Source organism: Rhodoferax sp. GW821-FHT07F03 (genome assembly GCF_059418745.1).
In genome coordinates this window covers 17,769-40,564 of record NZ_JBWKQM010000009.1, presented here as the reverse complement: position 1 = coordinate 40,564, position 22,796 = coordinate 17,769, and the positions used below count along the sequence as shown (strand labels likewise).

Here is a 22,796-nt window from a genome sequence, read left to right as displayed (position 1 = left end):
TAGCCCGCTGGCGCAGATAAAACCTGCGCTAGCAGCTATGAAGTTTGTAGTAAACCCAGGGGCAAAGCTGTGAGCGATTCATCACCACTGCCAAACGCTGCAGATATTTTTGACCGCTCCTGGCAACGCGCCTGGCGGGGTCTGGGCGTAGCCGTACCGGCGGCTGGGCTGCAGGCGCGCTTGTTGGCTTGCTATGCCGAACCGCAGCGCCACTACCACAGCCTGCAGCATCTGCGCGAGTGCCTTGAGGCGCTGGAAACCAGCCTGCATCTGGCACAGCAGCCGGCCGAGGTCGAGCTGGCTCTGTGGTTCCATGATGCGGTGTACGCGCTGCAGCGATCGGACAACGAGCAGAAAAGCGCAGACTGGGCGCGCGATGCGTTGCTGGCTGCAGCCCTGCCGCCGGCTTTATGCCAGCGCGTGCATGACCTGGTCATGGCGACGCGGCATAGCGCTGCACCCGAGGCTACGGACGAGCAACTTCTGGTGGATATAGACCTTGGTATTCTGGCCGCACCCGCTACCCGGTTTGCAGAGTACGAGCGCCAGATTCGTGCTGAATACGCTTTCGTGCCGGGCTGGATATTCCGGCGCAAGCGCCGGGCCGTGCTGCAGTCCTTTCTGGAGCGGCCGCATATTTACAGCACGCCCCATTTCTTCGCATTGCATGAAGCCGCTGCTCGGATTAATCTGGAGGCGGCGGTAGCCTAGGCGCTGCTTCTTTCGACCGCCATCTGGTCGATGTTGGTATTGATCCGCTCCACAAAGCTGGCGAGCTGGGCGATCTCGTCCGGCGTGAAGCCGATCAGCGCTTGCGCCTTCAGCACTTCCATCACCGCCCTGACCTTGGGCATGCGCTTGGCCGCCGTGGTGGTCAGCGAAATCAGCCGGCTGCGTTTGTCCGCGGGGTCGGGGACGCGCTCCACCAGGCCGTCGCGCTCCATGCGGTTCAGCAGCTGGGCCATGCTGGGCTGCTCCACCTGCGCAATGCGGGCCAGCTCGGCCTGCGACAGCGCCTTGCCACCCTTGAGCCCCATCAACACCGGCATTTGGCCCGTGGCGAAACCCAGGTCGCGCAGCTCCACATCGGCGATGCGGGCAAAGCTGCGGTGCGCACGGCCTATGAGCTTTAGCGGGTTGGGAGGTAAATGGTCATCGCTCATATATCGTATTGACAATACATAGGAGGCTATATTAATATATAGGCACCTATATTAAATTTCAAATTCAACCATCGCCTATGCAACAGCATCTTTACCTGCCATTATCTGCGCCAGCCCTGCCTTCGCGGCACACTGCGCAGTACTTTGAGTGGCCCATCGCATGACATCCACCACCTCCCACAAGGCCGCGCCGGCCAAGTTCACCCGCTACCAGACCTTTGTGGCGGGCCTGCTGGCGGCGTTGCAATTCGCCGTGATTCTGGACTTCATGATCATGTCGCCACTGGGTGCGCTGATCATGCCCGCACTGCAGATCAGCACGCGCCAGTTCGGCATGGTCGTGTCGGCTTACGCCTTCAGCGCCGGCCTGTCGGGCCTGCTGACGGCGGGCTTCGCGGACCGCTTCGACCGCAAGAAACTGCTGCTGTTTTTCTATACCGGCTTTGTGCTGGCCACGCTGTGGTGCGGGCTGGCGCCGAACTATGAAATGCTGCTGCTGGCGCGTGTGGTGACGGGCATTTTTGGCGGCGTCATCGGTTCGGTGGTGATGGCCATTGCGGCCGACCTGTTTGCCCCGCAGCAGCGCGGCCGCGTCATGGGCGTGATCCAGACGGCCTTTGCCGCCAGCCAGGTGTTGGGCCTGCCTGTGGGCCTGTACCTGGCTAACCGCTGGAATTGGCACGCCCCGTTTCTGGCGATGGTGGTGGTCGGGGGCCTCGGTGGACTGGTCATCGTCCTGGGCATGAAGCCGGTGGCCGACCACCTGCGCATCCCGCAGGAGAAAAGCGCGTTCATGCACCTGTGGCATACCGTGGTCGAGCCGCGCTATCTGATGGCTTTTGCCACCACCGCGCTACTGACCACCGGCGGCTACATGCTGATGCCGTTCAGCAGCGCGTTCATCGTGAACAACGTGGGTATCGCCATGGAGCGTTTGCCTACGATTTACCTGATCACCGGCGCGTTCACCATCTTTGTTGGCCCGCTGGTCGGCCGGGCGGCGGATACCTGGGGCAAGCTGCCGGTGTTTTTCGTGGGCAGCGCTTTGACCATTGCCATGGTGCTGGTCTATACCCACCTAGCCGCTGTGCCCTTCTGGCTGCTGGTGCTGGTCAACGTGGTGCTGTTTGTCGGTATCTTCTCGCGCCTGATTCCGTTCCAGGCCATGTCCAGCATGGTGCCGGAGGCGACCCAGCGTGGCGCCTACAACGCCATCAGTGCCGCCATCCAACAGCTGGCTGGCGGGCTGGCATCGCTGGTGGCCGGGCACATCGTGTCGTTTGGCGCGGATGGCAAGCTGCAGAACTACGGCGTGATCGGCTATGTGGTGGTCGGCTCCACGTTGACGGCGGCTTTCCTGGCATGGCGGGTGCACCAGGGCCTGCAGTTGCGCGGCACGGCAGCCCCAAGCTTGGCCCAGGCCAGCTAGCGGCTTTTTTCATAGCTGTTCCAGCGCGACGGCCAGCCGCTGGAGATGCGGGTGCGCGTGTTGGTGGACTTTCTGTGTGGCTGAACCTGCTTATTTACCCCGCGGCAGGCTTTGGAACAGCGAAGCAAATTTGTTGACTACGTAGGGCGCGAACAGGGTCATGCCCGAGACCAGAAAGTTCACTACCCGCTCCAGGCTGTCCGGCACCTGGCCGGTACGGCCCAGCGAGAACAGGGCCAGCGCGCCAAAGCCGATGAACAGAAACAGGATCGCCACCATGCCCATCAGTGCGATCACGCGGCTGCTGCTGGCGCGCATCTGGGCCGCCAGCAGGGGCTTGCCATCCGGGCCCAGCTGCAGGCTGCGGGTGGTGTTGCCGGCGGCATCCTTCACCTCGGTATAGACCGGCAAATCCACTTCCTCGGACAGGGCGTCGGCCAGCGACCAGCCGACCGATTGCTTCAGCGCCGCGCGTATCACGCATATGGCCACCACCGCGCCGAACAGCGCCAGCAGCGGTATGAAATACAGCAGCCAGGTGGCCGGCGGCACCCAGGGTGGAGGTGCGGTCTGGGCCTGGGCTAGAGGAACCAGAACAAGTGCGGCAATAGCGCACAGGCGAGGGCTGCGGAATATGCAGGGCATAGAACCTCCGAGTAGCGGCACCCGGGGCGCCGACCGCCGCCACTATGCGCCTGCTATTGGCTTGGCGGAAGCGGCTTTGTACCAGGGCTGTCCGCCATCTGGAGGATGGGGCGCGCGCTTGTCAGCGGATGTCGATCTGGTACTCGAAACCGTCAGCCGCACCCCAGGTGCTGCGCCATTCGATGGGCCGCCCGGCAAAGTCGAAAGCCACGCGGTGCACGCGTATCAGCGGGCTGGCGACTGCTACCTTGAGCAGCGCCGCCAGTGCAGCGCTGGCCGATTCCACGCGTAGCGTTTCGGTGGCCGAGGCCACGACCTGCCGGCACTCTTTTTCATACAGCGGATACAGCAGGTCTTCGAACGCGTCGAGTTGCAGGGTCTCGATCGCCTGGAAGCCGTCGCGTGGCAGCCAGATGTCTTCGGCCAGCACAGGTTCGTTGTCGATCAGGCGTAGGCGCGACAAATGGATGGCGCTCTGCACCGGGTCCAGGCGCAGGGCGCTGCGTACCTCGGTATCGGGCTGGGCCAGTTCCCGGCTCAGCACGCGGGCACGGGGCTTTACCGCTTCGCCGCTGCGGCTTTTGAAACGGAAGAAGCGGAACAGCGAGGAGTCGAAGCGAGGCCGGCGTATGAAGGTGCCCTTGCCCTGGCTGCGTGTCAGCGCGCCTTCGGCCACCAGCAGGTCGATGGCCTTGCGCAGCGTGCCGGTGGATACCGCGTAGCTGTCGGTCAGCTCGGCCTCGGTCGGGATCGCCTGCTCCGGCAGCCATTCCGACGCGGCAATGCGGCGCGCCAGGTCGTCACGGATTTGCTGGTAGCGGGGCAGACGGTCGTCCATAGGGGGTTTGCAACTGGCGTGCACTCATGTAGATGTTCAAAGGAATTTCGACTGTACCAGTCTGCGGCTGCGCACCGGCATGCGGGGCTACCTAGGGTTTCTACTGCTTTCGAATATTGGCCTGGCTTCTAAAATTCATACAGTCATCTATATGTTTATATAACAAGGCCTGAAGGAGATTTATGTTTACTTGGTACAAACAAGGAACGCCCACTGAGCGTAAAACCTTCTGGGCCTGCTTTGCCGGCTGGGGGCTGGACGCACTGGATGTGCAGATGTTCACCCTGGCCATTCCGGCCATCATTGCGGCCTTTGGCATCGATAAGGGCCAGGCCGGGCTGATCAGCAGCGTCACGCTGGTGTCTTCGGCGCTGGGCGGCTGGGTGGCCGGTGCGCTGTCGGACCGCTTTGGCCGTATCCGCACGTTGAAATGGACCATCGTCTGGTTCGCGGGCTTCACCTTCTTGTGCGCCTTTGCCCAGACCTTTCCGCAGCTGCTGGTGCTCAAGGCGTTCCAGGGTTTTGGCTTTGGCGGCGAATGGGCGGCCGGTGCGGTGCTGATGGCCGAGACCATTCGTGCGGAAAACCGTGGCAAGGCCATGGGCGCCGTGCAAAGTGCCTGGGCCGTGGGCTGGGGCGCGGCCGTGTTGCTGTTCACAGTTGCCTTCTCGTGGTTGCCGCCGGACATGGCCTGGCGCGTGATGTTTGCCGTGGGGCTGTTGCCAGCCCTGCTGGTGGTCTACATCCGCCGCAGCCTGAAGGAGCCCGTGCGCGCCGCAGCAGTGGCCGGTGCCGACGTGGGTGGCATCTGGTTCAACCTGGCCAAGATATTCCGGCCGGACGTGCTCAAGACCACGCTGCTGGGCGCCATTCTGGGCACCGGCGCGCACGGTGGCTACTACGCCATCATGACCTGGCTGCCCACCTATCTGTCCAAGGAGCGGCATCTGTCTGTGCTCAGCACCGGCGGTAACCTGGCGGTGGTGATCATCGCCTTCTGGTGCGGCTGCATGGCCAGTGCGCAGCTGATTGACCGCATCGGCCGGCGCCGCAATGTCGCGCTGTTTGCCGCCTGCTGCATCGTCACGGTGCTGGCCTATGTGTACCTGCCCCTGAGCGACGCGGCCATGCTGGTGCTGGGCTTTCCGCTGGGCTTTTTTGCGGCGGGCATTCCGGCCAGCCTGGGCTCGCTGTTCAACGAGTTGTACCCGGCCGACATGCGCGGTGCTGGCGTGGGCTTTTGCTACAACTTTGGCCGCATTGCGTCCGCCATCTTCCCCTTCCTGGTAGGCTATATGAGCCAGTCTATGCCCCTGGGCGAAGCCATCGGTATCGACGCCGCCATTGCCTACGGGTTGGCCATGGTGACGGTGTTGTGCCTGCCTGAAACCCGCGGCCGTGCGCTGACAATGCAAGCTGCATGAACTCGCGTAGAGACTTCAACACCACGGTGTTGGGTCTGACGGCCGTCACACCTCTGGCCGCCTGCTCCCACCTTATGTCCCACTCCCCAGTGCAAGCCATAGACTGCCACGCCCATGTGTTCCACCGCGGTTTGCCCATGCCGGACAGGCGGCGGGCCCCCAGCGGCTATGACGCGCCCCTGAGTGCGTATCTGCAGCAGCTGGACAGCCACGGCATGAGCCACGGCGTGCTGGTGCAGCCCAGTTTTCTGGGCACCGACAACCGCTATTTGGTGGACTGCCTGAGGCAGCAGCCACAGCGTTTGCGCGGCATTGCCGTGGTCGATCCCACGGTGGACGCGGCCGAGCTGGACCGCCTGGCCCAGGCCGGTATCGTCGGCATACGCTTGAATCTGGTGGGTCTGCCCAACCCTGACCTGCGCGGCGCGCCCTGGGCCGGGCTGCTCAGCCAGGTGCGCCGGCTGGGCTGGCAGGTGGAGGTGCACCAAAGCGCGGGCGCGCTGCAAGGAGTGGTCGATCCGCTGCTGGATGCGGGTGTGCTGGTGGTGGTGGACCATTTCGGCCGGCCCGACCCCAAGCTGGGCGTGGACGACCCCGGCTTCCAGTACCTGCTGGAGCGCGGGCGCAGCCGCCAGGTGTGGGTGAAATTGTCGGGCGCCTACCGCAATGGCAGCCAGGGCGCTGGCGAGGCCACGGCCCTGCGTGCGGTGCCGCTGTTGCAATCGGCCTTCGGGCTGGACCGCTTGCTGTGGGGCAGTGACTGGCCGCATACCCTGTTCGAATCGACAACTACCTACAGCGCCGAGCGCGAAGCGCTGAACCACTGGCTGCCGCTGGCGGCGGACCGGCAGCAGGTGCTGGCCGCTACGCCGGCCGCCCTGTTCGGTTTTTGACTTACAAAGAAAAACAGCTGCTAGCGCAGGCATTACCTGCGGTAGCAGCTATTAATTCAATAGCGGATTGAAAACGGGCGCTGGCCCGTGTCCAACTAGCTCAGGTGCTTGCCGATCAGCCCGGTCAGCTCGAACATGCTGACCTGCGGCTTGCCGAACACCGGCTCCAGCAGCGCATCGGCGTTGATGTTGCGCTTGTTGGTCGCGTCCTGCAGGTTGTTGGCCTTGATGTAGTCCCACATCTTCTTGACCATTTGCGGGCGCGAAGCGGCTTCGCTACCCACTACCGCAGCCAGTGCCGGGCTGGGCGTCAGGCCGCCGGTGGTGGGGGTCTTGCGCGGGGTTTTGGCGGCCGTGGTTTTCTTGGCAGTGGCCTTTTTAGCGGGCGCTGCCTTCTTGGCCGGCGCGGCTTTTTTCGCCGCCGCCGATTTGGCGGCTGCACCAGCTGCACCTGGTCTAGGCGGGAACTTGCTGGGTGCGAACTCGAAGTTCACCTTGCCGGCCTCCGCGTCCCAGGCCAGGAAGGCCTTGAAGTTGCGGCGCGTGCGCATGGAGACGAACTTATCCAGCAGATCGGTCTTGCCGGTGGTCAGCAGCTTGTGCATCTGCTCGGGCTCCACCGTTTGCTGCAGGATGATCTTGCCGCTCTTGAAGTCGCAGCTGGGCGTGGGGTGGGCCTGGGTGGGCACGCTCTTTTCGCACACATAGTTGGCACCGTGCTCGTGCACCGGGCTGCCGCATTTGGGGCAGTTGCCCAGGTTGGCTGCGGCGCTGAAGTCCACCAGCTCGCCGGTTTCCTCGCCGGCCTTGTCGTCGCCGAAGTCGAACTCCAATTTGTAGTTCTTGGTTTCTTCATCAAACTTGATGAGCATTTCGGCGGTGAACGGCCAGCCGGCTTTGGAACGGAAGCCGTCCAGCGGGCCAATGCGGCGGTCGCGCATGAATTGTTCGACTTCGGCCGGTTCGAAAGTGCGGCCTGCGGGCGATTTGCCGAACGAGAAACCGCAGCCTTCGCCGTGGCCATCGGCACCGGTACAGGTGTAGCGGCGGTAGTTTTCCTTGACCACGCCGCCGCAGTTCGGACAGGGCGCGGACAAGGTGGCGTAGTCGCCGGGGATGGTGTCGCGGTCGTATTCCTTGGCCTTTTTCACCAGGCGCTCGGTCATGGCGGCGATCTCGGCCATGAAGGTGGCGCGGCTGATCAGGCCCCGCTCCATTTGCGACAGCTTGTATTCCCATTCGCCGGTGAGCTCGGCGTGGCAAAGCTCTTCCACGTCCAGGCCGCGCAACAGCGTCATCAGCTGGAAGGCCTTGGCCGTGGGGATCAGCTCGCGGCCTTCGCGCAGCATGTATTTTTCGGCGATCAGGCCTTCGATGATGCTGGAGCGCGTGGCTGGCGTTCCCAGGCCCTTCTCCTGCATGGCTTCGCGCAGCTCGTCGTCGTCAATCGTCTTGCCGGCGCCTTCCATGGCGCCCAGCAGCGTGGCTTCGGAATAGCGGGCGGGTGGCCGGGTCTTCAGCGCCTTGGGGTCGGCCGAGGCGGTCTGCACCACTTCGCCCGGCTTCACCAGCACCAGGTTCTTGCCGTCTTTTTCATCGTCGTCGCTGACGGCTTCCTTGCCGTAGATGGCCAGCCAGCCTGGCTTGACCAGCACCTTGCCGTCGCTGCGGAAGGCGTATTTCTTGCCCTCAGTCGCCACCGTGCTGACGCGGGTGGTGACTTGGTATTCGGCGCTGGGGAAGAACACTGACAAGAAGCGGCGCACCACGAAGTCGTAGAGACGCTGCTCGGCTTCGCTCAGGCCGCTCGGTGCTTGCAGCGTGGGGATGATCGCAAAGTGATCGCTGACCTTGGCGTTGTCGAACACGCGCTTGGTGGGCTTCACGTAGTTGCCGTCCACCGCTTGCTTGGCGAAGGGTGCCAGGTGCTTCATGCCGCTATTGGCCAGCATGCCCATGGTTTCTTTGACCACCGGCAGGTAGTCTTCGGGCAGGGCGCGCGAATCGGTACGCGGGTAGGTCAGCGCCTTGTGGCGTTCGTACAGGCTTTGGGCTAGGGCCAGCGTGGTCTTGGCGCTGAAGCCGAAGCGGCTATTGGCCTCGCGTTGCAGCGATGTCAGGTCGAACAGCGCGGGACTGGCCTGCGTGGTGGGTTTGCTTTCTTCCGTCACCGTGGCGGGCTTGCCGCGGGCGGCGTTGGCAATGGCTTGCGCCTCGGCTGCGTTCCAGACGCGGTCGGCGCGCTGCTCGGCGTCGGGCTGGCCGTCCGGGCCGGGCGGCGGCTTTTTCCAATCGGGGTTGAACCATTTGCCGGGGTAGTTGCCGGCTTCGGCGTCGAAGCTGCCGTGGATTTCCCAGTAGTCGCGGCTGACGAATTTGCGGATTTTTTCTTCGCGCTCCACCACCACCGACAGCGTAGGCGTCTGCACCCGGCCTACCGTGGTCAGGAAGAAGCCACCGTCGCGCGAGTTGAAGGCGGTCATGGCCCGCGTGCCGTTGATGCCCACCAGCCAATCGGCCTCGGAGCGCGAACGGGCCGCGTCGGCCAGGCCTTGCATCTGCGATTCGCTGCGCAGCGCGCTGAAGCCGTCGCGTATCGCCTGTGGGGTCATGGACTGCAGCCAGAGCCGGCGCACCGGCTTGGCCAGGGGCTTGGAGCCGCCGGCGTACTGCTCGATCAGGCGGAAGATCAGCTCACCCTCGCGGCCCGCGTCACAGGCGTTGATGATGTCGGTCACATCTTTGCGCTTGGCCTGCTTGACCACGGCGTTGAGGCGAGTTTTTGTTTTATCGACGGGTTTTAAGTCGAAATACGGTGGAATTACCGGCAGATGCGCAAAACTCCATTTGCCGCGCTTGACGTCGAATTCCTCCGGCGCCTGGATCTCCACCAAGTGGCCGACCGCGCTGGTCACCACGTATTTTTCGCTCTCGAAATACTCGTCGAACTTCTCGAATTTGCCAGCGGTCGGTGTGAGCGCACGCACGATGTCTTGCGCCACCGAGGGTTTTTCGGCAATCACCAGGGTTTTTGTCATAACTTCACTTTGCCAATTTTTGAATTTGTGCGGACTTTGTCTGAGCGGCGTCAACCGGGGTGGGGCCACTTCTACAATCCGGCTTTGTCCCATTTCGCGCACAAATTCGCGGATGGGCTCCTTATTTAAGTTAACAGAGTTTTGCCGTGACTTCCAAAACCCGACCGAAAGCCGCTAGAAATCCAGGCCGTCGCATCCAGGTTCGCCGTTCCGGCGTGCATGGCAAGGGCGTTTTTGCGCTGCAGGACATCGCCGCCGGCGATGTAGTGGCCGAGTACGTCGGTGAAATCATCACCTGGCAGGAAGCCCAGGACCGGCATCCGCACGACCCCAGCCAGCCCAACCACACCTTCTACTTCCATGTGGACGCAGACCGGGTGATCGACGCCAACTACGGCGGCAATTCCTCACGCTGGATCAACCACGCCTGCGAGCCGAACTGCGAAACCGATGAGCAAGACGGCCGCATTTTCATCATCGCCCTGCGCGACATTGCCGCCGGCGAAGAGCTGAACTACGACTACGGCCTGATGCTGGAAGAGCGCTACACCCCCAAGCTCAAGGCCGAATACCCCTGCTGGTGCGGTGCCCCCAACTGCCGCGGCACGCTGTTGGCTCCTAAACGCCGCCTGAGCAGGCTGCACAAGTGATGCGCTGGCCCGCCGAGGCGATCTGGGAGGCGGTGTCGCCGCAGTGGCCGGACTTCACGGTCGAGGTGCTGCCGCAGATAGCCTCCACCAACAGCGAGCTGATGCGCCGCGTGCGCGCTGGCCGCTGCGAGCCCACCTTGCTGGTGGCCGAGCAGCAAACTGCCGGCCGGGGCCGCCTGGGCCGTGACTGGCACAGCCAGGTGGGCGATTCGCTGACTTTCTCTGTCTCCCTGCCGCTGGCGCCGGCGGATTGGGCTGGCCTGTCGCTGGCCGTGGGCGTGAGCGTGGCCGAGAGTCTGCACCCGGACATCCAGCTCAAGTGGCCCAACGACCTGTGGTTGCAGGGGCGCAAGCTGGCTGGCGTGCTGATCGAAACCGCCGGTGCCGGCGACCAGCGCTCGGTGGTGGTGGGCGTGGGCATCAATATCGCGCCGCGTCCATCCGAGGGCCTGTCCACCCCGCCCGCCTGCCTGCAGGAGCTGCTGCCCGACGTGGATGCGGGGGAAGCCCTGTTGCGCGTGGCGCCGCCGCTGCTGCAGGCCTTGGCGGCCTTTCAATTGGCCGGTTTGGCGCCCTTCCTGCCCGGCTTTGCCCGGCGTGACCTGCTGTGCGGTAACGCGGTGACCCTGAGCAACGGCACCGTGGGCATGGCGCGCGGTGTAGATGCGCAGGGCGGCCTGCTGCTGCAAACCCCTGCGGGCATGCAGACCGTGACCAGTTCCGAGGTCAGCGTGCGCCCCGCTGCGCCGGCAACACCTGGATCGACCGGAGCATGACCATGGGAAGCAAGACCATGCTGCGCGCGTTGCTGCTGTCCCTGGTGCTGGCCAACGCCCTGTTTTTTGCCTGGTCGCATGGCTTGCTGGCCGCCTATGGCCTGGCGCCGGAGCAGCAGTCCGAGCCGCAACGCCTGCAGCAGCAGATCCACCCCGAGATGCTGGTGGTGCTGACGCCCGAGGCCGTGGCGGCAGCCGCAGCTGCGGCCTCTGCTGCCAGCGCGCCGGCTTCGGCCCCGGCCATAGCGGCGAACGAGCCCACCGAATGCTTGGTGGCTGGCCTGTTTGACGCAGCACGTGGCAAGCAGTTGAGCGATGCCTTGGCAGCCCTGCCAGCGGGTTCCTGGACACTGGATGAAGCCACCGATCCAGGCCGATGGATCGTCTATATGGGCCGCTACCAGACGGCCGAGTTCACCGACCGCAAAAAGGCCGAGCTGCGCGGCCTGCACGTCAAATACGAGGCCGCACCCGCATCACTGGAACCCGGCATTCTGTTGGGCCGTTTCGACAACGAGGCGGCAGCCAATAAATCCCTGGGCGACCTGGCCCAGCGCGGCGTGCGCACCGCCAAGGTGGTGGTCGAGCGGCCCGAGCAGCACGGCCTGCAGCTGCGCCTGCCGGCGGTGGACGCGGCGCTGAAGACCCAGCTCGACGGCCTGAAGACCGCGTTGGCGGGCAAGCCGCTACGCGCCTGCCCGGCCAACTAAGTCTATCGATGCCCTCGCTACAACGCCCCGAGGCCGTGGACGTGCTGATCTACCTGGCTAAGTGGATCGGCCTGGCCACGCTGGTGGCGGTGCTGGCGGGCAGTGCGTCTGCCTTCTTTTTGTTTGCTCTGGAATGGGCCACGCAAACCCGCATCGCCCACCGCTGGCTGTTGCTGCTGCTGCCGTTCGCCGGCTTTGGCGTCGGCTGGCTGTACCTGCGCTTTGGCCAGCGTGTGGAGGCGGGTAACAACCTGCTGATTGACGAGATCCACGACCCGAAGGCGACCATCCCGTTGCGCATGGCGCCGCTGGTGCTGTTCGGCACCGTGGTGTCGCACCTGTTCGGCGCCTCCGTAGGGCGCGAGGGCACGGCGGTGCAAATGGGCGGCGCCCTGGCCGACCAGCTCACCCGCCTGTTCCGTCTACACGCCGAAGACCGCCGCATGGTACTGATGGCCGGCATCAGCGCAGGCTTTGCCTCGGTGTTCGGCACGCCGCTGGCCGGCGCGATTTTCGGGCTGGAGGTGCTGGCCCTGGGCCGCATGCGTTTCAACGCCCTGCTGCCCTGTCTGGTGGCCGCCATCGTGGCCGACCAGGTGGGCCTGCTGTGGGGCGTGCACCATACCCACTACGTCGTGCCGCAGGTGCCGCCCGTGGCCGCCTGGCCGCTGCTGGCCATGGTGCTGGCGGGCTGCCTGTTCGGCCTGACCGGCAAGCTGTTTGCCGATGCCACCCATGCCCTGGGTGCTTTCATGAAAAAGCACATCGCCTATAGCCCCTTGCGCCCCTTCCTGGGCGGCGTGGTGGTGGCTACCGTGGCCTGGTTCTGGCTGGGCGCAGACCGCTACATCGGCCTGGGCATCCCCACCATCGTGGATGCCTTCCAGCACCCGCTGGCCATTGCGGACTACTTGGGCAAGTTCGCCTTCACCGTGGCCTCGCTGGGCACGGGCTTCAAGGGTGGCGAGGTGACCCCGCTGTTCTACCTGGGCGCCACCCTGGGCAATGCGCTGGCGCCGCTGCTGCAGCTGCCCTTCCCTCTGCTGGCCGGCGTGGGCTTTGTGGCGGTGTTTGCCGGTGCGGCGAATACACCGCTGGCTTCCACCCTGATGGCCATGGAATTGTTTGGTGCCGAAATCGGCGTTTACGCAGCACTGGCCTGCGTAGCCAGCTATCTTTTTTCAGGGCATAGCGGTATTTACAAAGCGCAGCGCGTGGGCCATGCCAAGCTACGTGCCGCACCTGAAAACATACGCCTAGGCGACCTGGCGGCCCACCAGCAAGACCTGGCGCGCAAGGCTGCTGCCAACGACCCCCAACCCTAGGAAACCCGCCGTGCAAATCCAAGCCCACGAAGTCGATTTGAGCACCCCCACCGGCCCCATGCGCTGCTATGTGTACCGGCCCAAGGACGGCGGCGTTGCCAAGCCCCGGCAGTACCCGGCCATCATTTTGTATTCCGAGATATTCCAGCAGACCGGCCCGATCCGCCGCAGCGCGCAGACCATGGCCGGCCACGGCTACATCGTCATCGTGCCCGAGGTGTTCCATGAGCTGAACCCCATCGGTACCGTGCTGGGCTACGACGACGCGGGCCGCGACAAGGGCAATGCCGACAAGGTGGCCAAGACCCTGGAGGCCCACGACAGCGATACCCAGGTCATCATCGACTACGCCGCCAGCCTGCCTTACTACGCAGGCAGCATAGGCGCCATGGGCTTCTGCCTGGGTGGCGGCCTGGCCTATCGCGCGGCGCTGAACCCGGCGATTGCCGCTACATCGTGCTTCTATGCCACCGACATCCATTCGGGCATGGTGCCATCCCAGTCGGGCAACGACAGCCTGGGCCGCACCGGCGAAATCAAGGGCGAGCTGCAAATGGTCTGGGGCAAGCAAGACCCGCACATCCCCGCCGCAGGCCGGGCCCTGGTCTACCAGAAGCTCAGCGACACCGGCGTCAACTTCACCTGGCATGAGTTCAACGGCGTGCACGCCTTCATGCGCGACGAAGGCGAGCGTTTTGATGCGGAACTGCAGCTGCTGGGCTACCAGCTAGCGCTGAGCATGTTCCGCCGCGTGCTGTACTGATCGCTTAGATAGGCAGCACCGCCAGCCGCCACAGCGTCGTCACTTCAGCGGCCCGCGCCGCATGCAGTGCAGCCGTGGCGTCCGTAGCTTTGGGGTGCTGCGGCTTGGCGTCCAGCCGGCCCAGCACCTGCAGGCCGTGTTGGGTAAATGCGTCTTGCAGCTCGGTGGGTGTGCGCAGGCCCAGGTGTTCGGCCAGGTCGGAAATAATCAGCCAGCCCTCGCCGCCTGGCGCCAGGTGCTTCTTCAAGCCGGCCAGAAACGCCAGCAGCATGCGGCTGCCTTCGTCGTACACCGCGTGTTCTATGGGCGAGCCGGGCCGGGCCGGCAGCCAGGGTGGGTTGCAGACGATCAGCTGGGCCTGGCCCTCGGGGAACATATCGGTTTGCACCACCTGCACCGTGGGCGCCACGCCCAGCTGCAGCAGATTGGCGCGCGCGCAGGCCAGGGCGCGCGGGTCCTGGTCGGTCGCCACCACCTGGGCCACACCGCGCCGTGCCAGTACGGCCGCCAGTACGCCCGAGCCCGTACCGATGTCGAACGCCACCGCCGTATCGGTAGGCAGCGGCGCCTTTGCCACCAGGTCGATGTATTCGCCCCGTACCGGCGAAAACACGCCGTAGTGCGGGTGGATGCGGTTCAGCGGCGCCGCGCCCAGCGCCGGTATTTCGATGCCCACGCGGCGCCATTCGTGCGCGCTGGTCAGGCCCTGCAGCTCGCGCAGAGTGATGACCGATGGGCCCGCTGCAGCGTCCGCCGGGCCCCAGGCGGCCAGGCAGGCGGCGTGCACTTTGGGGGCGCGGCGCAGCGGCACGCTGTAGTCTGCCGCCATGGGTACCAGCAGCATGTTCAGCACCCGCGCGCGCTGCGCCTGGGCCTGGCGGTGCAGGTGGAAGGCATCGGCCAGCGTGCCTGCATCCTTGGGGGCTTTGCGCTGCTTGCGGGCCGGGGTTTTGTCGATGCGCCGCGTCATCGCCTGCAGCAGTTGGCGCGCGTTATGGAAGTCGCCACGCCACAGCAGTGCCGTGCCTTCGCAGGCCAGGTGGTACGCGGTGTCGGCGTTCATGGTGTCGTCGGCCAGCACCACCTTTTTGGGTGGTGGCGCGCCGCGTTCGGAGTGCCAATGGGCAGACTGCGGCTGGTCGTTCTCGGTCCAGTGCAGGGTGGGGCTGGAAGACAGCGTGGCGGGTGTGGGGGTTGGCATGCTTGCTTTCACGCTGTGGGGGACCGAGTCTTTTACCAGACAGCTGGCCCTATGTGCATCATGGGCGGAATTTAGTTTGCTATGTTTTCAGTAGCTTCTTGCGCAAGTAATACCTGCGCTACAGGCCAATTTGGCATATAGATTTCCTTGATGCCGGCGGCCTCATCTCTTGCCATTTGCCGGCAAGGCGGCCGCAGTCCGGCAGTGTGGACGTGGCTGCATCACAAAGGTTTGCAGTAGCATGCAATTATTTCGTATGCGAAGTAATTGGAGTCTTTGTGGCGTCTAAACCGCGTCTTATTTTTCTGCTGAACAGCGCGCAGCGCCGCCTGCAACAGTGGATGGCCGCCGAACAGGAGCGCGCTGCCCAGGCGGGCGAGCGCGTGCCCTCGCCCGCCCAAGGTGGCGTGCTGTTCCTCCTGGCGCGCAGCGATGGTGCCACCATGGGCCAGCTGGCGCAGGGGCTGGACTTGGCACCCTCGGCCGTGTCCGGCCTGGTGCAACGCATGGAGCAGCTGGACTGGCTGGTGCGCCGGCCCTGCGAGCGCGATGCGCGCACGCAGCGCGTGTGGCTGTGCCCCGGGGGCAGCGCACAAATGCCCGTACTGCGCAAGGCGCTGGGCCGCGTGAACGACCGCCTGACCAACTCTTTCACCGACGCCGAGCTGCAAACCGTGGCACGTTGGCTGGAGCATGTGCAAACCCTGGGAGTCCAAGATGTCTGACCGGCCTACTGCCACCCGATCCCTCACCCCTGCGTTGGCGCTCGAGCCGGTCATGCTGGACTGTGCCGACGGCCAGCGGCTCCAAGCCCACTTTTTTGCAGCCCGGGGCCTCCACCAGCTGCAGCCGGTACTGATCTGCTCTGCTACTGGCGTGCGCCAGCAGTTTTATTGGCGCTTCGCCGATTGGCTGGCCGGGCAGGGCCATGCGGTGCTGGTGTTTGACTACCGGGGCGTCGGCCTGTCGCTGGACGGAGAGTTGTCGGCCAGCACGGCCCAGCTGGTCGATTGGGGCCAGCTTGACCAGGTGGCGGCCTTGCAATGGCTGTTGGACCGTTGCGGCGCTGCGCAGGCCGTGCTGGTCGGCCACAGTGCGGGTGGGCAGATGCTGGGTCTATTGCCCAACCATGGCCGTGTGGCCCGGCTGGTGGGCGTGGCTGCATCCACCGGTTGGTTCCGCGGCATGCGGCCCGCGTTCGCACTCAAGGCCCGCCTGGGGCTGCGCCTGCTGGTGCCGCTGGGTACCCTACTCAAGGGCTATGCACCGACTGCCTGGCTGGGGCTGGGTGAAAACCTGCCTGCCGGTGTGGCCCGGCAATGGGGCCAGTGGTGCGCTGCCGGGGGGTACGCCACCAATGCTGTGCGGCGGGGCTCGGCGCAGGACTTCCACGCGCAGGTACGCACGCCCATCACCCTGTTTTACGCCGAGGATGATGACATCGCCACGCACTTCACCGTGCAGGACCTGTTGCAGACATTGCCCGCAGCGCCCGGCCGTGCCGTCCAGTTGCGGCCTCAGGACCACGGGCTGCGACACATTGGCCACCTCGACTGGTTCCGCCAATCGCATCAGGCTCTCTGGGTATTGCTGCTGGGCGCGGTGCGCGGCGACGAACCCTGCGCCGCACCACCCAACTAGGCAGGCCATACGCCCCGTTAACATGGGTTTCCCCGTTCCAGGAATCCTGCCCATGCAGCCCACCATCCGCCACGCCGAGCCAGACGACTACGATGCCATTGCCCTGATCTATGCCCAGCCCCTGGCGGCCGCCGGCACCATGCAGATCCCGCTGCAGTCGCGCGAGGTGTGGAAGAAACGCTTGGCCGGCATGGGCCCGTTGGACCGCATGCTGGTGGCGGTGGTCAATGGCGAGGTGGTGGGCAACCTCGGCATCCACCCCGTGCCCCAGCCGCGCCGCGCCCACGTGGCCGGCATCGGCATGGCCGTGCGCGACGAACTGCAGGGCCAAGGTGTAGGCACGGCTCTGCTGCAAGCCGCCATCGACCTGGCCGACAACTGGCTGAACCTGCTGCGCCTGGAGCTGACCGTGTACGCCGACAACACCGCCGCCCAGCGCCTGTACCAACGCCACGGCTTTGTGCTGGAAGGCACGCACCGCGCCTATGCCTTGCGCCATGGCCAGTACGTGGACGCGCATGCCATGGCGCGGCTGCATCCGGCGCCGCCCGGGGTGCGGTAAGCTTTTAGTGGGGCTGGTTTTTGTGAGGCTTTTATCGTCGCCAGAAGCAGCCATTGACACTAACAAACCTAATATGCGGGGCAGCGTTTTTCTAAATAGCTTGGGGGAAAACTTGAAAGCTATTCATCTTTTATCGATTGCTTGTCTCCTTGTCGCGATTGGACTATTTTTTTCCGGGGCTTCCAAATTCGCCGGCCTTGTTTTTTGCCTGTCGGTCGTAGTCGAAATAGTCGGCTCGGCAATTACAGGAAAGAAGAAAAATGACGGCACGCGTTAAAGACGTAGTTCGGCCAGAAGCGGTCTTTGCATGACGGCGTTCAATTTTCTCGCAGTGGAAGGCTATAGTTGTCACCTCCCGAACAGGTAATGGAGCTAGCCAAGGCTGCAGGCTCAAAGCTAGACCAGACGTTCGACGCGCCTGACGTTCTCCAGTTCACCACGGAAGCTCTGTCGATTATTCACAATCACCCAGAGCTTCAAGCAGCTTTTGAAAAAACGTTCTTGGACATGACGGCGGTCGCACCCCCAGAATTTATGGAGGTGTGCATGCACGCACTTCGATGGACAAACGTGAAGGTGGCCTTTGAGAGGCTTCACAGAGAGGCGATAGCCAAGAATGATTGGCGAAGAGAGCCATACTTCAGGCATTGCCTCGACGCTTTTGAGGACGATTGGGACGACGCAAACGACTTCTACGCGTCCTATTTTCGCCGTGCAGATAGCGTCTAACGCCCGTACCCCTTCCTAACGAGCGGCTACAGTCGGCCAGAAGCTGACGTTCAAGCCAGCTCGCCAGTTGTCCATATTTTTGGGTATGACTTGAAGAGTCTCGAATCAAGATAATTTTGAGCAACCCCAAGTTGCGGCAATATACGACTTAAAGACGCGCCGCTGCGGACCGGCAAGAAGAATATGCATCATGACTAAATTGGCTGCATCTGAATTACGCCTCAAAGGAATCTTTCGGCTTATTTTGTGCGTTGTTATCTTTGCTCCTGGTGGATTTTTTCTTACGCTGGCGGGCTGGGATGCGTTTGTAGCAGAGCAGATATGGATTCATCCCAAAGGTCAGGCGGCCTATCTGGCAACCCAAAATGGACCACATTGGTTTAGTTTTTATCTGCACGCTGGGTTGCTATTCATAATCGGCCTTGTTCTAGCTGTGTTGCCCATAATTTTGGTCAGTGCGCTGATGCTGATGACTCCCGCTCGCAGAGCACAGCGGCTTGAGAGAATGGGTACTGCGAGGTTGACAAGGTCTAGCCCAAGCGTTCCTTGGTGGGCCGCGGGATTGGTTCTTGGTATCTTATTTCTTTGGTTGGTCTACATCGCGAATAAATGGGGTTAGAGCAGTTCGCCAATCGATAGCACAAGCAAAATTGGCGAAGAAACCCTCAGACGGAATACGGCCAGAAGCGGTCTTTTGCGTCGACAGCTTAATGACCTCCCATGGTCGCCTTTATATGTGATGAGCTAACTTTCATGCACCTCCCTCCCAACGACCCAGCAAATGGACCAGTTTGGCAATTTCTATATGAAGTTTTGCCTAAGCATTGGGACGGTCGCGTTTTACTGGGGGCACTTGGATTGAATTGGCCTGTTGGAATTGCACTTGCACTGACTTTAATGGTGTCAAACAACCATTTTGAATTTGCATGGGTGCACGTCCTGCTCTTTTTTAGCTTACCTGTCGTGGGGTTTATTCAGTTTCTACGTGACACTGTGACTTGGCGTGACCAGTGGCGAATGGTAGTCGCACTGCTTTTTCAGATATTTCTAGCGGCGTTACCTTGGTTCGCGCTTATTGGCACCGTAATTCGGCGACAAGTGGGCGGCGCGAGTGCCTAAATCGCAATTCGGCCAAAATCGGATATTGAGCCAGAATATATCTATGAACGTAGTTTCTGCCCACGCCTTCAGCAGCAATCACCGCGACCAGCTCGCATCTAGTGAGGTTTGTCGATGCTTCTACTGCCTTGAAAGCTACTCCGCAACAGAGATTGCCGAGTGGACAGATGATGGAACAACCGCCTTGTGCCCAAAATGCGGGGTCGACGCCGTTGTAGGCTCAGCGTCTGGCGTTCCGCTGGATACCGCATTCTTCCAGCAGATGCATGAACACTGGTTCTGAACAGTCGTCTCCCGGCCAGAACCAGACATTGAACAACCAGATGCAGTTTTGACTATGGGCTACCATTTTTTGGGCACTCAATGACTACTTCCATCGAGTCGAAACTGACGGCCTTCTTGGTCATCCGTGCAGGGGAAAACTTCAGGCGCAGCAGTGGGATATCAGTGGAAGATGAGGTGAGACTGTTCTCCACTTTGCATCAATTTTTATCAGCGAATGGTTTGCTTTGCGCTGAATTTGATGTGCCTGCAGATTGGTCAAGTTACGAGCTCCGGTCGTCGCACCTGACTGAAGAAGGTGTGGCCGTCATTCGATGCGGGCTGGACAAGTGGTTAAGAGCAGTCGACCGCGGGACAAGCCCGGAAAAAGCATCCGCGCTCAAAAACTGCCTTATCAAGGCTCGGTCAGCACCGCTGAAACACTGACTACCTTGGAACCACTTAGACTTGCCAGCATGAGGCAGAACTCGGCCAGGAGCCGACGTTCGGCCACTTCTCCCAGTAGGCAAAAATGCTCTTCGCACAACGAACTCGTCGTCGGATAACCATAGTGACAGCGTTTCTTGCTGTATATGTTGTCATAGCCGCGGGATTGTCCGTATTCGCTGGCGAGCATGCTGAGGCTTTTGCCCCAAGACTTGTCGGCTGGATGATTCGGATTCCTTTGGCTCTGGGCACTGTCTTCTTGCTGGAAGCAGTGGGAACCAACATTTTGAGTTGGCCCACTTGGAATCGTATGCCGGCTTTCGCGCGTGTCGTACTCCTTGTCTTAGCTATTGCATTGCTTGTGGTTTTTGTTCTGATGCTTTGGCAGTATTTTTTTATCCTGCAGCACGCTTTCGAATGGTTCGGTTTGCGAATGCGCTAGGCGGAATCGGCCAGAAACGAAGTTCAAACGATGTCAACCAAATCGAAATATTCGCTCCTGCTGGGCTTTCTTGTTCTTAGCGCTGTAGCTTTAATTGGCCTGGCTCTATTTAAAAACGAGCCTTTATGGGCTATCCCTGCATTTTGTCTGCCTTTCTTCTTCGGCATTTGGGGTAATACGCTCAAATGCTCAGCTTGCCGTGAACCTCTGCTGTATAGAAAAATTTCTGGCCTTATGGTTCCTACGAAGTTCCCCGTAGTGTGCACAAAATGCGGATTTCCAGTGAAATAGGCAACTTCCTGAACGTCCGCTTCCGTGCTGCAGCAATGTCTCTTGTGGGCCCGAATGCGACGTTCACTCCTCTCCAAAGCAGACATTGAAGATGGAAGTGTGGACGCTGCACACACCAAATGAAACCAAGAGTTGATGCCACCGCCTCAAGGCTGGGCACCTCATTGATTGCCATGTCGATACGCATCACACAGCTGCCGTACACCTATAGCGTTGCTGCCATTGCACCAAGTAATAGGTAAGAAATATGCATAGGCCAGCGATGGCCGCACAATGACCAAAGAAGCCTGCGACCGATTCATCGAAGTTCCACCAGTCCAGCGTCATCTGAAATAGCAGTCGGGAGCGCAGGTTCAAAGCCGTCACGCTGCATGTGCCCTGAACTGCAATGCAGATGGCGATCAAGCGCAGGCAAGCCGTGCGGAGCATGTTGGGCCGTTTGATGCCCAGGAGCTTGCTGGTGACCGCCATCAGCATGGGCCAGCGTAGCCCCAGGTGGATTGCCACGATGATCAGCAACCAATAGGCGATGCCGGCATGGATTTGCCGCGCCGTGAAATCGTCTGCCAGGCGTAGATCAGCAAACAGTGTTTCCGAAATCACCAGGCTCGTGGCCAGCAGCGCCAGCATGCCAGCCATGAGTACGAAGGTGAGGGTAAGGTTGAATTTCTCGCGTCGCTCTTGCGCTCGTTTTGGCAGTGTGGCAAACCACCGCCGATGCAATATGTTGTGGACGGCGATCAGCAGAAACATGCTGATGCCTGCCAGTTCATGTGCCGTATTGCCTTGCCAGAAGTATGCAAAAGCGAACAGCAGCAGCCCGGCGGCAATCAAGTCCAACACCAGTCTGAACAGGAAAGCAGGCTTCAATGCGCGGCTCCATTTGTAATATCGGCTATTCCACAGGCTTGCCGCGAAAGTCCGACAGGCGGTTGGCCGTGTACAGGTAATCCTGGCCCTTCTGTGATGTGTGGCAGGACATGCAGCGTGCGGTGTTTTCCTGCAGGTTGACCTTCTGGTCGGGCCAGTACCACTGGAACTGCCAATCGCCGGTGCGGCGGCGCTCCTCGAAGTCCACGCCCCAGGCTGGGCCCTTCTCCATGACGAAGTAGCGGTAGATCTTCTCGTCCCGGTAGTCTGCCAGTACGAAGTGCGTGCCATTCGGTACGGGTTGCCCCTTCTGGATCGCCGCAATGGCCTCGCGCGTGGTGGAGATGTGCTCGGTCACGTTGCCGCGCCGGACCGTGGTGTAGTGCACCAGCCCATCGAGCTTGGGGAATGTGACCCGATTGGCTTCCGCTCGCGCCTGCAGGGCAAGCGTGAATAGCGCACAGCCTATCAACGTGACCAGCGCGCTGATGCGGGCGATTTTTTGCCTGGATAGGTTCATGGTTGTTCCCTGGTTTCTTTCTGCCAGAACTGAATGGCTTCGCCAATCCAGCCCTGGGCGCTGGTGCCTTGGCCTGTGCCGAATCCATGGCCCAGGTTCGGGTATTTGCGGTATTCGACGGGTGTGCCGTTGCGTCGTAGTGCAGCCACCCGCGCTTCCATCGCAGCGGGCGGGGCAATGCCATCCAGATTGCCCACAACTGCGAAAGTGGGTGGCTCGGATGCGGTGACCTCCGAATGGCCGGTGTAAGCCATAACCACCACGGAAGGCTTTGGTACCGGCTGTCCGCCAAACGCTGCAATGCCGTGTGAGCTGATGGCTGCAGCCATACGTGCGCCCGCGGAGCTGCCCCATAAGGAATAGCCTGCCGTACTGACCTGCAGCGCGCTGGCGTTGTGGAAGATGTATGCCACTGCTGCGGCCAAGTCCTCTGTAGCCACGCGCCCACCTTGGCCCGCTCGGTATTTCAGGACGAAGGCATTGAGCCCCTGTTTGCTGATTTCCTCCGCGTATGGAAATCCTTCGTGCACGGAGCCCACATAAGCAAATCCGCCGCCGGGCGCAATGACTGCGAAGGGGGCGCCGGGCTTACCCCGAAAGAAGAACAGGCCGGTGTGCTCCAAAGCCGGGTCGATGTGTTTCTCGACTGCGCTACGAAAGTCATAGAAGACGGTGCGGCCAGTGTTGGCGTCGTCCACCATGCGGTTCAGTGCGCCGACCACGACGGCAGGGCTTACATGGCTGTGATAGGGCAAGAGTTTCCCTATGTCAGACAGCGGCATGGACTCGTCATAGGTCCGCCCATCCCACGGCAATATGCGCTGGCTGAAGCCCCTGAATGCAGGATGGTTCAGCAGGACGCCGAGCCTATCGTCCGCGCGCAGGTGGGGGTGCCGCAGCGTCGCACCACTTTGCTGCCTGGCATAGACGGCCGCCGTGTCTGCGGAAGCTGCACTCACTTCACTGGCGTCACTGCAAGGCATGGCCATGAGCACGGGCAGCACGCCGCCGGCCAGCTTCCGGGCCTGGTGCAACCAATGCGTGCGCTTCATGGAGTGC

At 62.1% G+C, this 22,796-nt stretch carries 25 protein-coding genes; 17 read left to right on the top strand and 8 right to left on the bottom strand.

What is annotated here, in order from left to right; genetic code table 11:
• Positions 1–69 precede the first annotated feature (69 nt).
• A complete protein-coding gene (locus tag AC07R0_RS14805) occupies positions 70–711 on the top strand; it encodes an HD domain-containing protein (RefSeq protein ID WP_495105398.1) in 642 nt (213 codons plus the stop codon).
• On the opposite strand, the gene AC07R0_RS14800 is transcribed toward AC07R0_RS14805, so the two are convergent.
• Entirely contained in the window at positions 708–1,163 is a 456-nt protein-coding gene (locus AC07R0_RS14800; RefSeq protein WP_495105397.1) for a MarR family winged helix-turn-helix transcriptional regulator, read from the bottom strand. The two genes, AC07R0_RS14805 and AC07R0_RS14800, sit on opposite strands and share 4 nt — an antisense overlap.
• Before the next feature lie 160 nt (positions 1,164–1,323).
• Between AC07R0_RS14800 and AC07R0_RS14795 the strand changes: the two genes are divergently transcribed.
• Entirely contained in the window at positions 1,324–2,592 is a 1,269-nt protein-coding gene (locus AC07R0_RS14795; protein ID WP_495105396.1) for an MFS transporter, read from the top strand.
• Positions 2,593–2,682: 90 nt separating this feature from the next.
• On the opposite strand, the gene AC07R0_RS14790 is transcribed toward AC07R0_RS14795, so the two are convergent.
• Both AC07R0_RS14790 and AC07R0_RS14785 read right to left on the bottom strand, forming a co-directional pair.
• Positions 2,683–3,237: a hypothetical protein gene (locus tag AC07R0_RS14790; RefSeq protein ID WP_495105395.1), complete on the bottom strand. Its 555-nt coding sequence runs from the start codon at positions 3,235–3,237 to the stop codon at positions 2,683–2,685.
• A 121-nt stretch (positions 3,238–3,358) separates the two neighbouring features.
• A complete protein-coding gene (locus AC07R0_RS14785) occupies positions 3,359–4,099 on the bottom strand; it encodes a GntR family transcriptional regulator (protein ID WP_495105394.1) in 741 nt (246 codons plus the stop codon).
• Between the two features lie 158 nt (positions 4,100–4,257).
• On the opposite strand from AC07R0_RS14785, the gene AC07R0_RS14780 reads away from it, so the two are divergent.
• Both AC07R0_RS14780 and AC07R0_RS14775 read left to right on the top strand, forming a co-directional pair.
• Positions 4,258–5,499: an MFS transporter gene (locus AC07R0_RS14780; protein WP_495105393.1), complete on the top strand. Its 1,242-nt coding sequence runs from the start codon at positions 4,258–4,260 to the stop codon at positions 5,497–5,499.
• Positions 5,496–6,392: an amidohydrolase family protein gene (locus tag AC07R0_RS14775; protein WP_495105392.1), complete on the top strand. Its 897-nt coding sequence runs from the start codon at positions 5,496–5,498 to the stop codon at positions 6,390–6,392. Before AC07R0_RS14780 ends, AC07R0_RS14775 begins: the two co-directional genes overlap by 4 nt.
• Positions 6,393–6,487: 95 nt before the next feature.
• Here AC07R0_RS14775 and AC07R0_RS14770 read toward each other — a convergent pair whose 3' ends face one another.
• The gene (locus AC07R0_RS14770; RefSeq protein ID WP_495105391.1) at positions 6,488–9,430 is read right to left on the bottom strand and encodes a DNA topoisomerase III; all 2,943 of its coding nucleotides are present in this window, start codon (positions 9,428–9,430) and stop codon (positions 6,488–6,490) included.
• A 146-nt stretch (positions 9,431–9,576) separates the two neighbouring features.
• On the opposite strand from AC07R0_RS14770, the gene AC07R0_RS14765 reads away from it, so the two are divergent.
• Genes AC07R0_RS14765 through AC07R0_RS14745 form a run of 5 tightly spaced genes read left to right on the top strand, consistent with a single transcriptional unit; the run spans position 9,577 to position 13,654 of the window.
• Positions 9,577–10,080 carry an SET domain-containing protein gene (locus AC07R0_RS14765; protein WP_495105390.1) on the top strand — a complete coding sequence of 168 codons (504 nt, stop codon included), beginning with the start codon at positions 9,577–9,579 and terminating at the stop codon, positions 10,078–10,080.
• Positions 10,080–10,856 (top strand): biotin--[acetyl-CoA-carboxylase] ligase, encoded by a 777-nt coding sequence (locus AC07R0_RS14760; RefSeq protein ID WP_495105596.1) that lies wholly within the window; start codon positions 10,080–10,082, stop codon positions 10,854–10,856. Before AC07R0_RS14765 ends, AC07R0_RS14760 begins: the two co-directional genes overlap by 1 nt.
• Positions 10,857–10,858: 2 nt before the next feature.
• On the top strand, positions 10,859–11,566 hold the full coding sequence (locus AC07R0_RS14755) for an SPOR domain-containing protein (RefSeq protein WP_495105389.1): 708 nt from the start codon (positions 10,859–10,861) through the stop codon (positions 11,564–11,566).
• Positions 11,567–11,574: 8 nt separating this feature from the next.
• Positions 11,575–12,891, top strand: coding sequence for a voltage-gated chloride channel family protein (locus AC07R0_RS14750; protein ID WP_495105388.1), 1,317 nt, complete (start codon positions 11,575–11,577; stop codon positions 12,889–12,891).
• A 10-nt stretch (positions 12,892–12,901) separates the two neighbouring features.
• A complete protein-coding gene (locus tag AC07R0_RS14745; protein ID WP_495105387.1) occupies positions 12,902–13,654 on the top strand; it encodes a dienelactone hydrolase family protein in 753 nt (250 codons plus the stop codon).
• 4 nt (positions 13,655–13,658) lie between these two features.
• Here the strand turns inward: AC07R0_RS14745 and AC07R0_RS14740 are convergent, their stop codons facing one another.
• Complete coding sequence (locus AC07R0_RS14740) at positions 13,659–14,855, bottom strand: methyltransferase (RefSeq protein WP_495105386.1); 1,197 nt, start codon at positions 14,853–14,855, stop codon at positions 13,659–13,661.
• 278 nt (positions 14,856–15,133) lie between these two features.
• On the opposite strand from AC07R0_RS14740, the gene AC07R0_RS14735 reads away from it, so the two are divergent.
• The 8 genes from AC07R0_RS14735 (at position 15,134) to AC07R0_RS14700 (ending at position 20,056) form a co-directional block, all read left to right on the top strand.
• The gene (locus AC07R0_RS14735; protein ID WP_495105385.1) at positions 15,134–15,580 is read left to right on the top strand and encodes a MarR family winged helix-turn-helix transcriptional regulator; all 447 of its coding nucleotides are present in this window, start codon (positions 15,134–15,136) and stop codon (positions 15,578–15,580) included.
• On the top strand, positions 15,573–16,496 hold the full coding sequence (locus AC07R0_RS14730) for an alpha/beta hydrolase family protein (protein WP_495105384.1): 924 nt from the start codon (positions 15,573–15,575) through the stop codon (positions 16,494–16,496). The genes AC07R0_RS14735 and AC07R0_RS14730 overlap by 8 nt, the downstream gene beginning before the upstream one ends.
• A gap of 52 nt (positions 16,497–16,548) precedes the next feature.
• A complete protein-coding gene (locus AC07R0_RS14725; RefSeq protein ID WP_495105383.1) occupies positions 16,549–17,058 on the top strand; it encodes a GNAT family N-acetyltransferase in 510 nt (169 codons plus the stop codon).
• 366 nt (positions 17,059–17,424) lie between these two features.
• On the top strand, positions 17,425–17,787 hold the full coding sequence (locus tag AC07R0_RS14720; RefSeq protein WP_495105382.1) for a hypothetical protein: 363 nt from the start codon (positions 17,425–17,427) through the stop codon (positions 17,785–17,787).
• Between the two features lie 190 nt (positions 17,788–17,977).
• Positions 17,978–18,406: a hypothetical protein gene (locus tag AC07R0_RS14715; RefSeq protein WP_495105381.1), complete on the top strand. Its 429-nt coding sequence runs from the start codon at positions 17,978–17,980 to the stop codon at positions 18,404–18,406.
• Between the two features lie 101 nt (positions 18,407–18,507).
• A complete protein-coding gene (locus AC07R0_RS14710; protein ID WP_495105380.1) occupies positions 18,508–18,906 on the top strand; it encodes a hypothetical protein in 399 nt (132 codons plus the stop codon).
• 363 nt (positions 18,907–19,269) lie between these two features.
• Positions 19,270–19,614: a hypothetical protein gene (locus AC07R0_RS14705; protein WP_495105379.1), complete on the top strand. Its 345-nt coding sequence runs from the start codon at positions 19,270–19,272 to the stop codon at positions 19,612–19,614.
• Positions 19,615–19,738: 124 nt separating this feature from the next.
• Positions 19,739–20,056, top strand: coding sequence for a hypothetical protein (locus tag AC07R0_RS14700; protein WP_495105378.1), 318 nt, complete (start codon positions 19,739–19,741; stop codon positions 20,054–20,056).
• Between the two features lie 477 nt (positions 20,057–20,533).
• Here AC07R0_RS14700 and AC07R0_RS14695 read toward each other — a convergent pair whose 3' ends face one another.
• The 3 genes from AC07R0_RS14695 to AC07R0_RS14685 are packed head-to-tail and all read right to left on the bottom strand — an operon-like array spanning position 20,534 to position 22,789.
• Complete coding sequence (locus AC07R0_RS14695) at positions 20,534–21,217, bottom strand: DUF4405 domain-containing protein (protein WP_495076930.1); 684 nt, start codon at positions 21,215–21,217, stop codon at positions 20,534–20,536.
• Positions 21,218–21,242: 25 nt separating this feature from the next.
• Complete coding sequence (locus AC07R0_RS14690; protein WP_495105377.1) at positions 21,243–21,737, bottom strand: cytochrome P460 family protein; 495 nt, start codon at positions 21,735–21,737, stop codon at positions 21,243–21,245.
• The gene (locus AC07R0_RS14685) at positions 21,734–22,789 is read right to left on the bottom strand and encodes an alpha/beta hydrolase (RefSeq protein ID WP_495105376.1); all 1,056 of its coding nucleotides are present in this window, start codon (positions 22,787–22,789) and stop codon (positions 21,734–21,736) included. The genes AC07R0_RS14690 and AC07R0_RS14685 overlap by 4 nt, the downstream gene beginning before the upstream one ends.
• Between the last annotated feature and the right edge of the window lie 7 nt (positions 22,790–22,796).

What these genes read in the sequence shown, in the direction of transcription:
- AC07R0_RS14755 (WP_495105389.1), top strand. Translation starts at nt 10,859, where the DNA reads ATGGGAAGCAAGACCATGCTGCGCGCGTTGCTGCTGTCCCTGGTGCTG.
- AC07R0_RS14690 (WP_495105377.1), bottom strand. Translation starts at nt 21,737, where the DNA reads ATGAACCTATCCAGGCAAAAAATCGCCCGCATCAGCGCGCTGGTCACG.
- AC07R0_RS14800 (WP_495105397.1), bottom strand. Translation starts at nt 1,163, where the DNA reads ATGAGCGATGACCATTTACCTCCCAACCCGCTAAAGCTCATAGGCCGT.
- AC07R0_RS14725 (WP_495105383.1), top strand. Translation starts at nt 16,549, where the DNA reads ATGCAGCCCACCATCCGCCACGCCGAGCCAGACGACTACGATGCCATT.
- AC07R0_RS14720 (WP_495105382.1), top strand. Translation starts at nt 17,425, where the DNA reads ATGGAGCTAGCCAAGGCTGCAGGCTCAAAGCTAGACCAGACGTTCGAC.
- AC07R0_RS14710 (WP_495105380.1), top strand. Translation starts at nt 18,508, where the DNA reads ATGGTCGCCTTTATATGTGATGAGCTAACTTTCATGCACCTCCCTCCC.
- AC07R0_RS14775 (WP_495105392.1), top strand. Translation starts at nt 5,496, where the DNA reads ATGAACTCGCGTAGAGACTTCAACACCACGGTGTTGGGTCTGACGGCC.
- AC07R0_RS14780 (WP_495105393.1), top strand. Translation starts at nt 4,258, where the DNA reads ATGTTTACTTGGTACAAACAAGGAACGCCCACTGAGCGTAAAACCTTC.
- AC07R0_RS14740 (WP_495105386.1), bottom strand. Translation starts at nt 14,855, where the DNA reads ATGCCAACCCCCACACCCGCCACGCTGTCTTCCAGCCCCACCCTGCAC.
- AC07R0_RS14795 (WP_495105396.1), top strand. Translation starts at nt 1,324, where the DNA reads ATGACATCCACCACCTCCCACAAGGCCGCGCCGGCCAAGTTCACCCGC.
- AC07R0_RS14730 (WP_495105384.1), top strand. Translation starts at nt 15,573, where the DNA reads ATGTCTGACCGGCCTACTGCCACCCGATCCCTCACCCCTGCGTTGGCG.
- AC07R0_RS14760 (WP_495105596.1), top strand. Translation starts at nt 10,080, where the DNA reads ATGCGCTGGCCCGCCGAGGCGATCTGGGAGGCGGTGTCGCCGCAGTGG.
- AC07R0_RS14790 (WP_495105395.1), bottom strand. Translation starts at nt 3,237, where the DNA reads ATGCCCTGCATATTCCGCAGCCCTCGCCTGTGCGCTATTGCCGCACTT.
- AC07R0_RS14685 (WP_495105376.1), bottom strand. Translation starts at nt 22,789, where the DNA reads ATGAAGCGCACGCATTGGTTGCACCAGGCCCGGAAGCTGGCCGGCGGC.
- AC07R0_RS14750 (WP_495105388.1), top strand. Translation starts at nt 11,575, where the DNA reads ATGCCCTCGCTACAACGCCCCGAGGCCGTGGACGTGCTGATCTACCTG.
- AC07R0_RS14770 (WP_495105391.1), bottom strand. Translation starts at nt 9,430, where the DNA reads ATGACAAAAACCCTGGTGATTGCCGAAAAACCCTCGGTGGCGCAAGAC.
- AC07R0_RS14715 (WP_495105381.1), top strand. Translation starts at nt 17,978, where the DNA reads ATGACTAAATTGGCTGCATCTGAATTACGCCTCAAAGGAATCTTTCGG.
- AC07R0_RS14705 (WP_495105379.1), top strand. Translation starts at nt 19,270, where the DNA reads ATGACTACTTCCATCGAGTCGAAACTGACGGCCTTCTTGGTCATCCGT.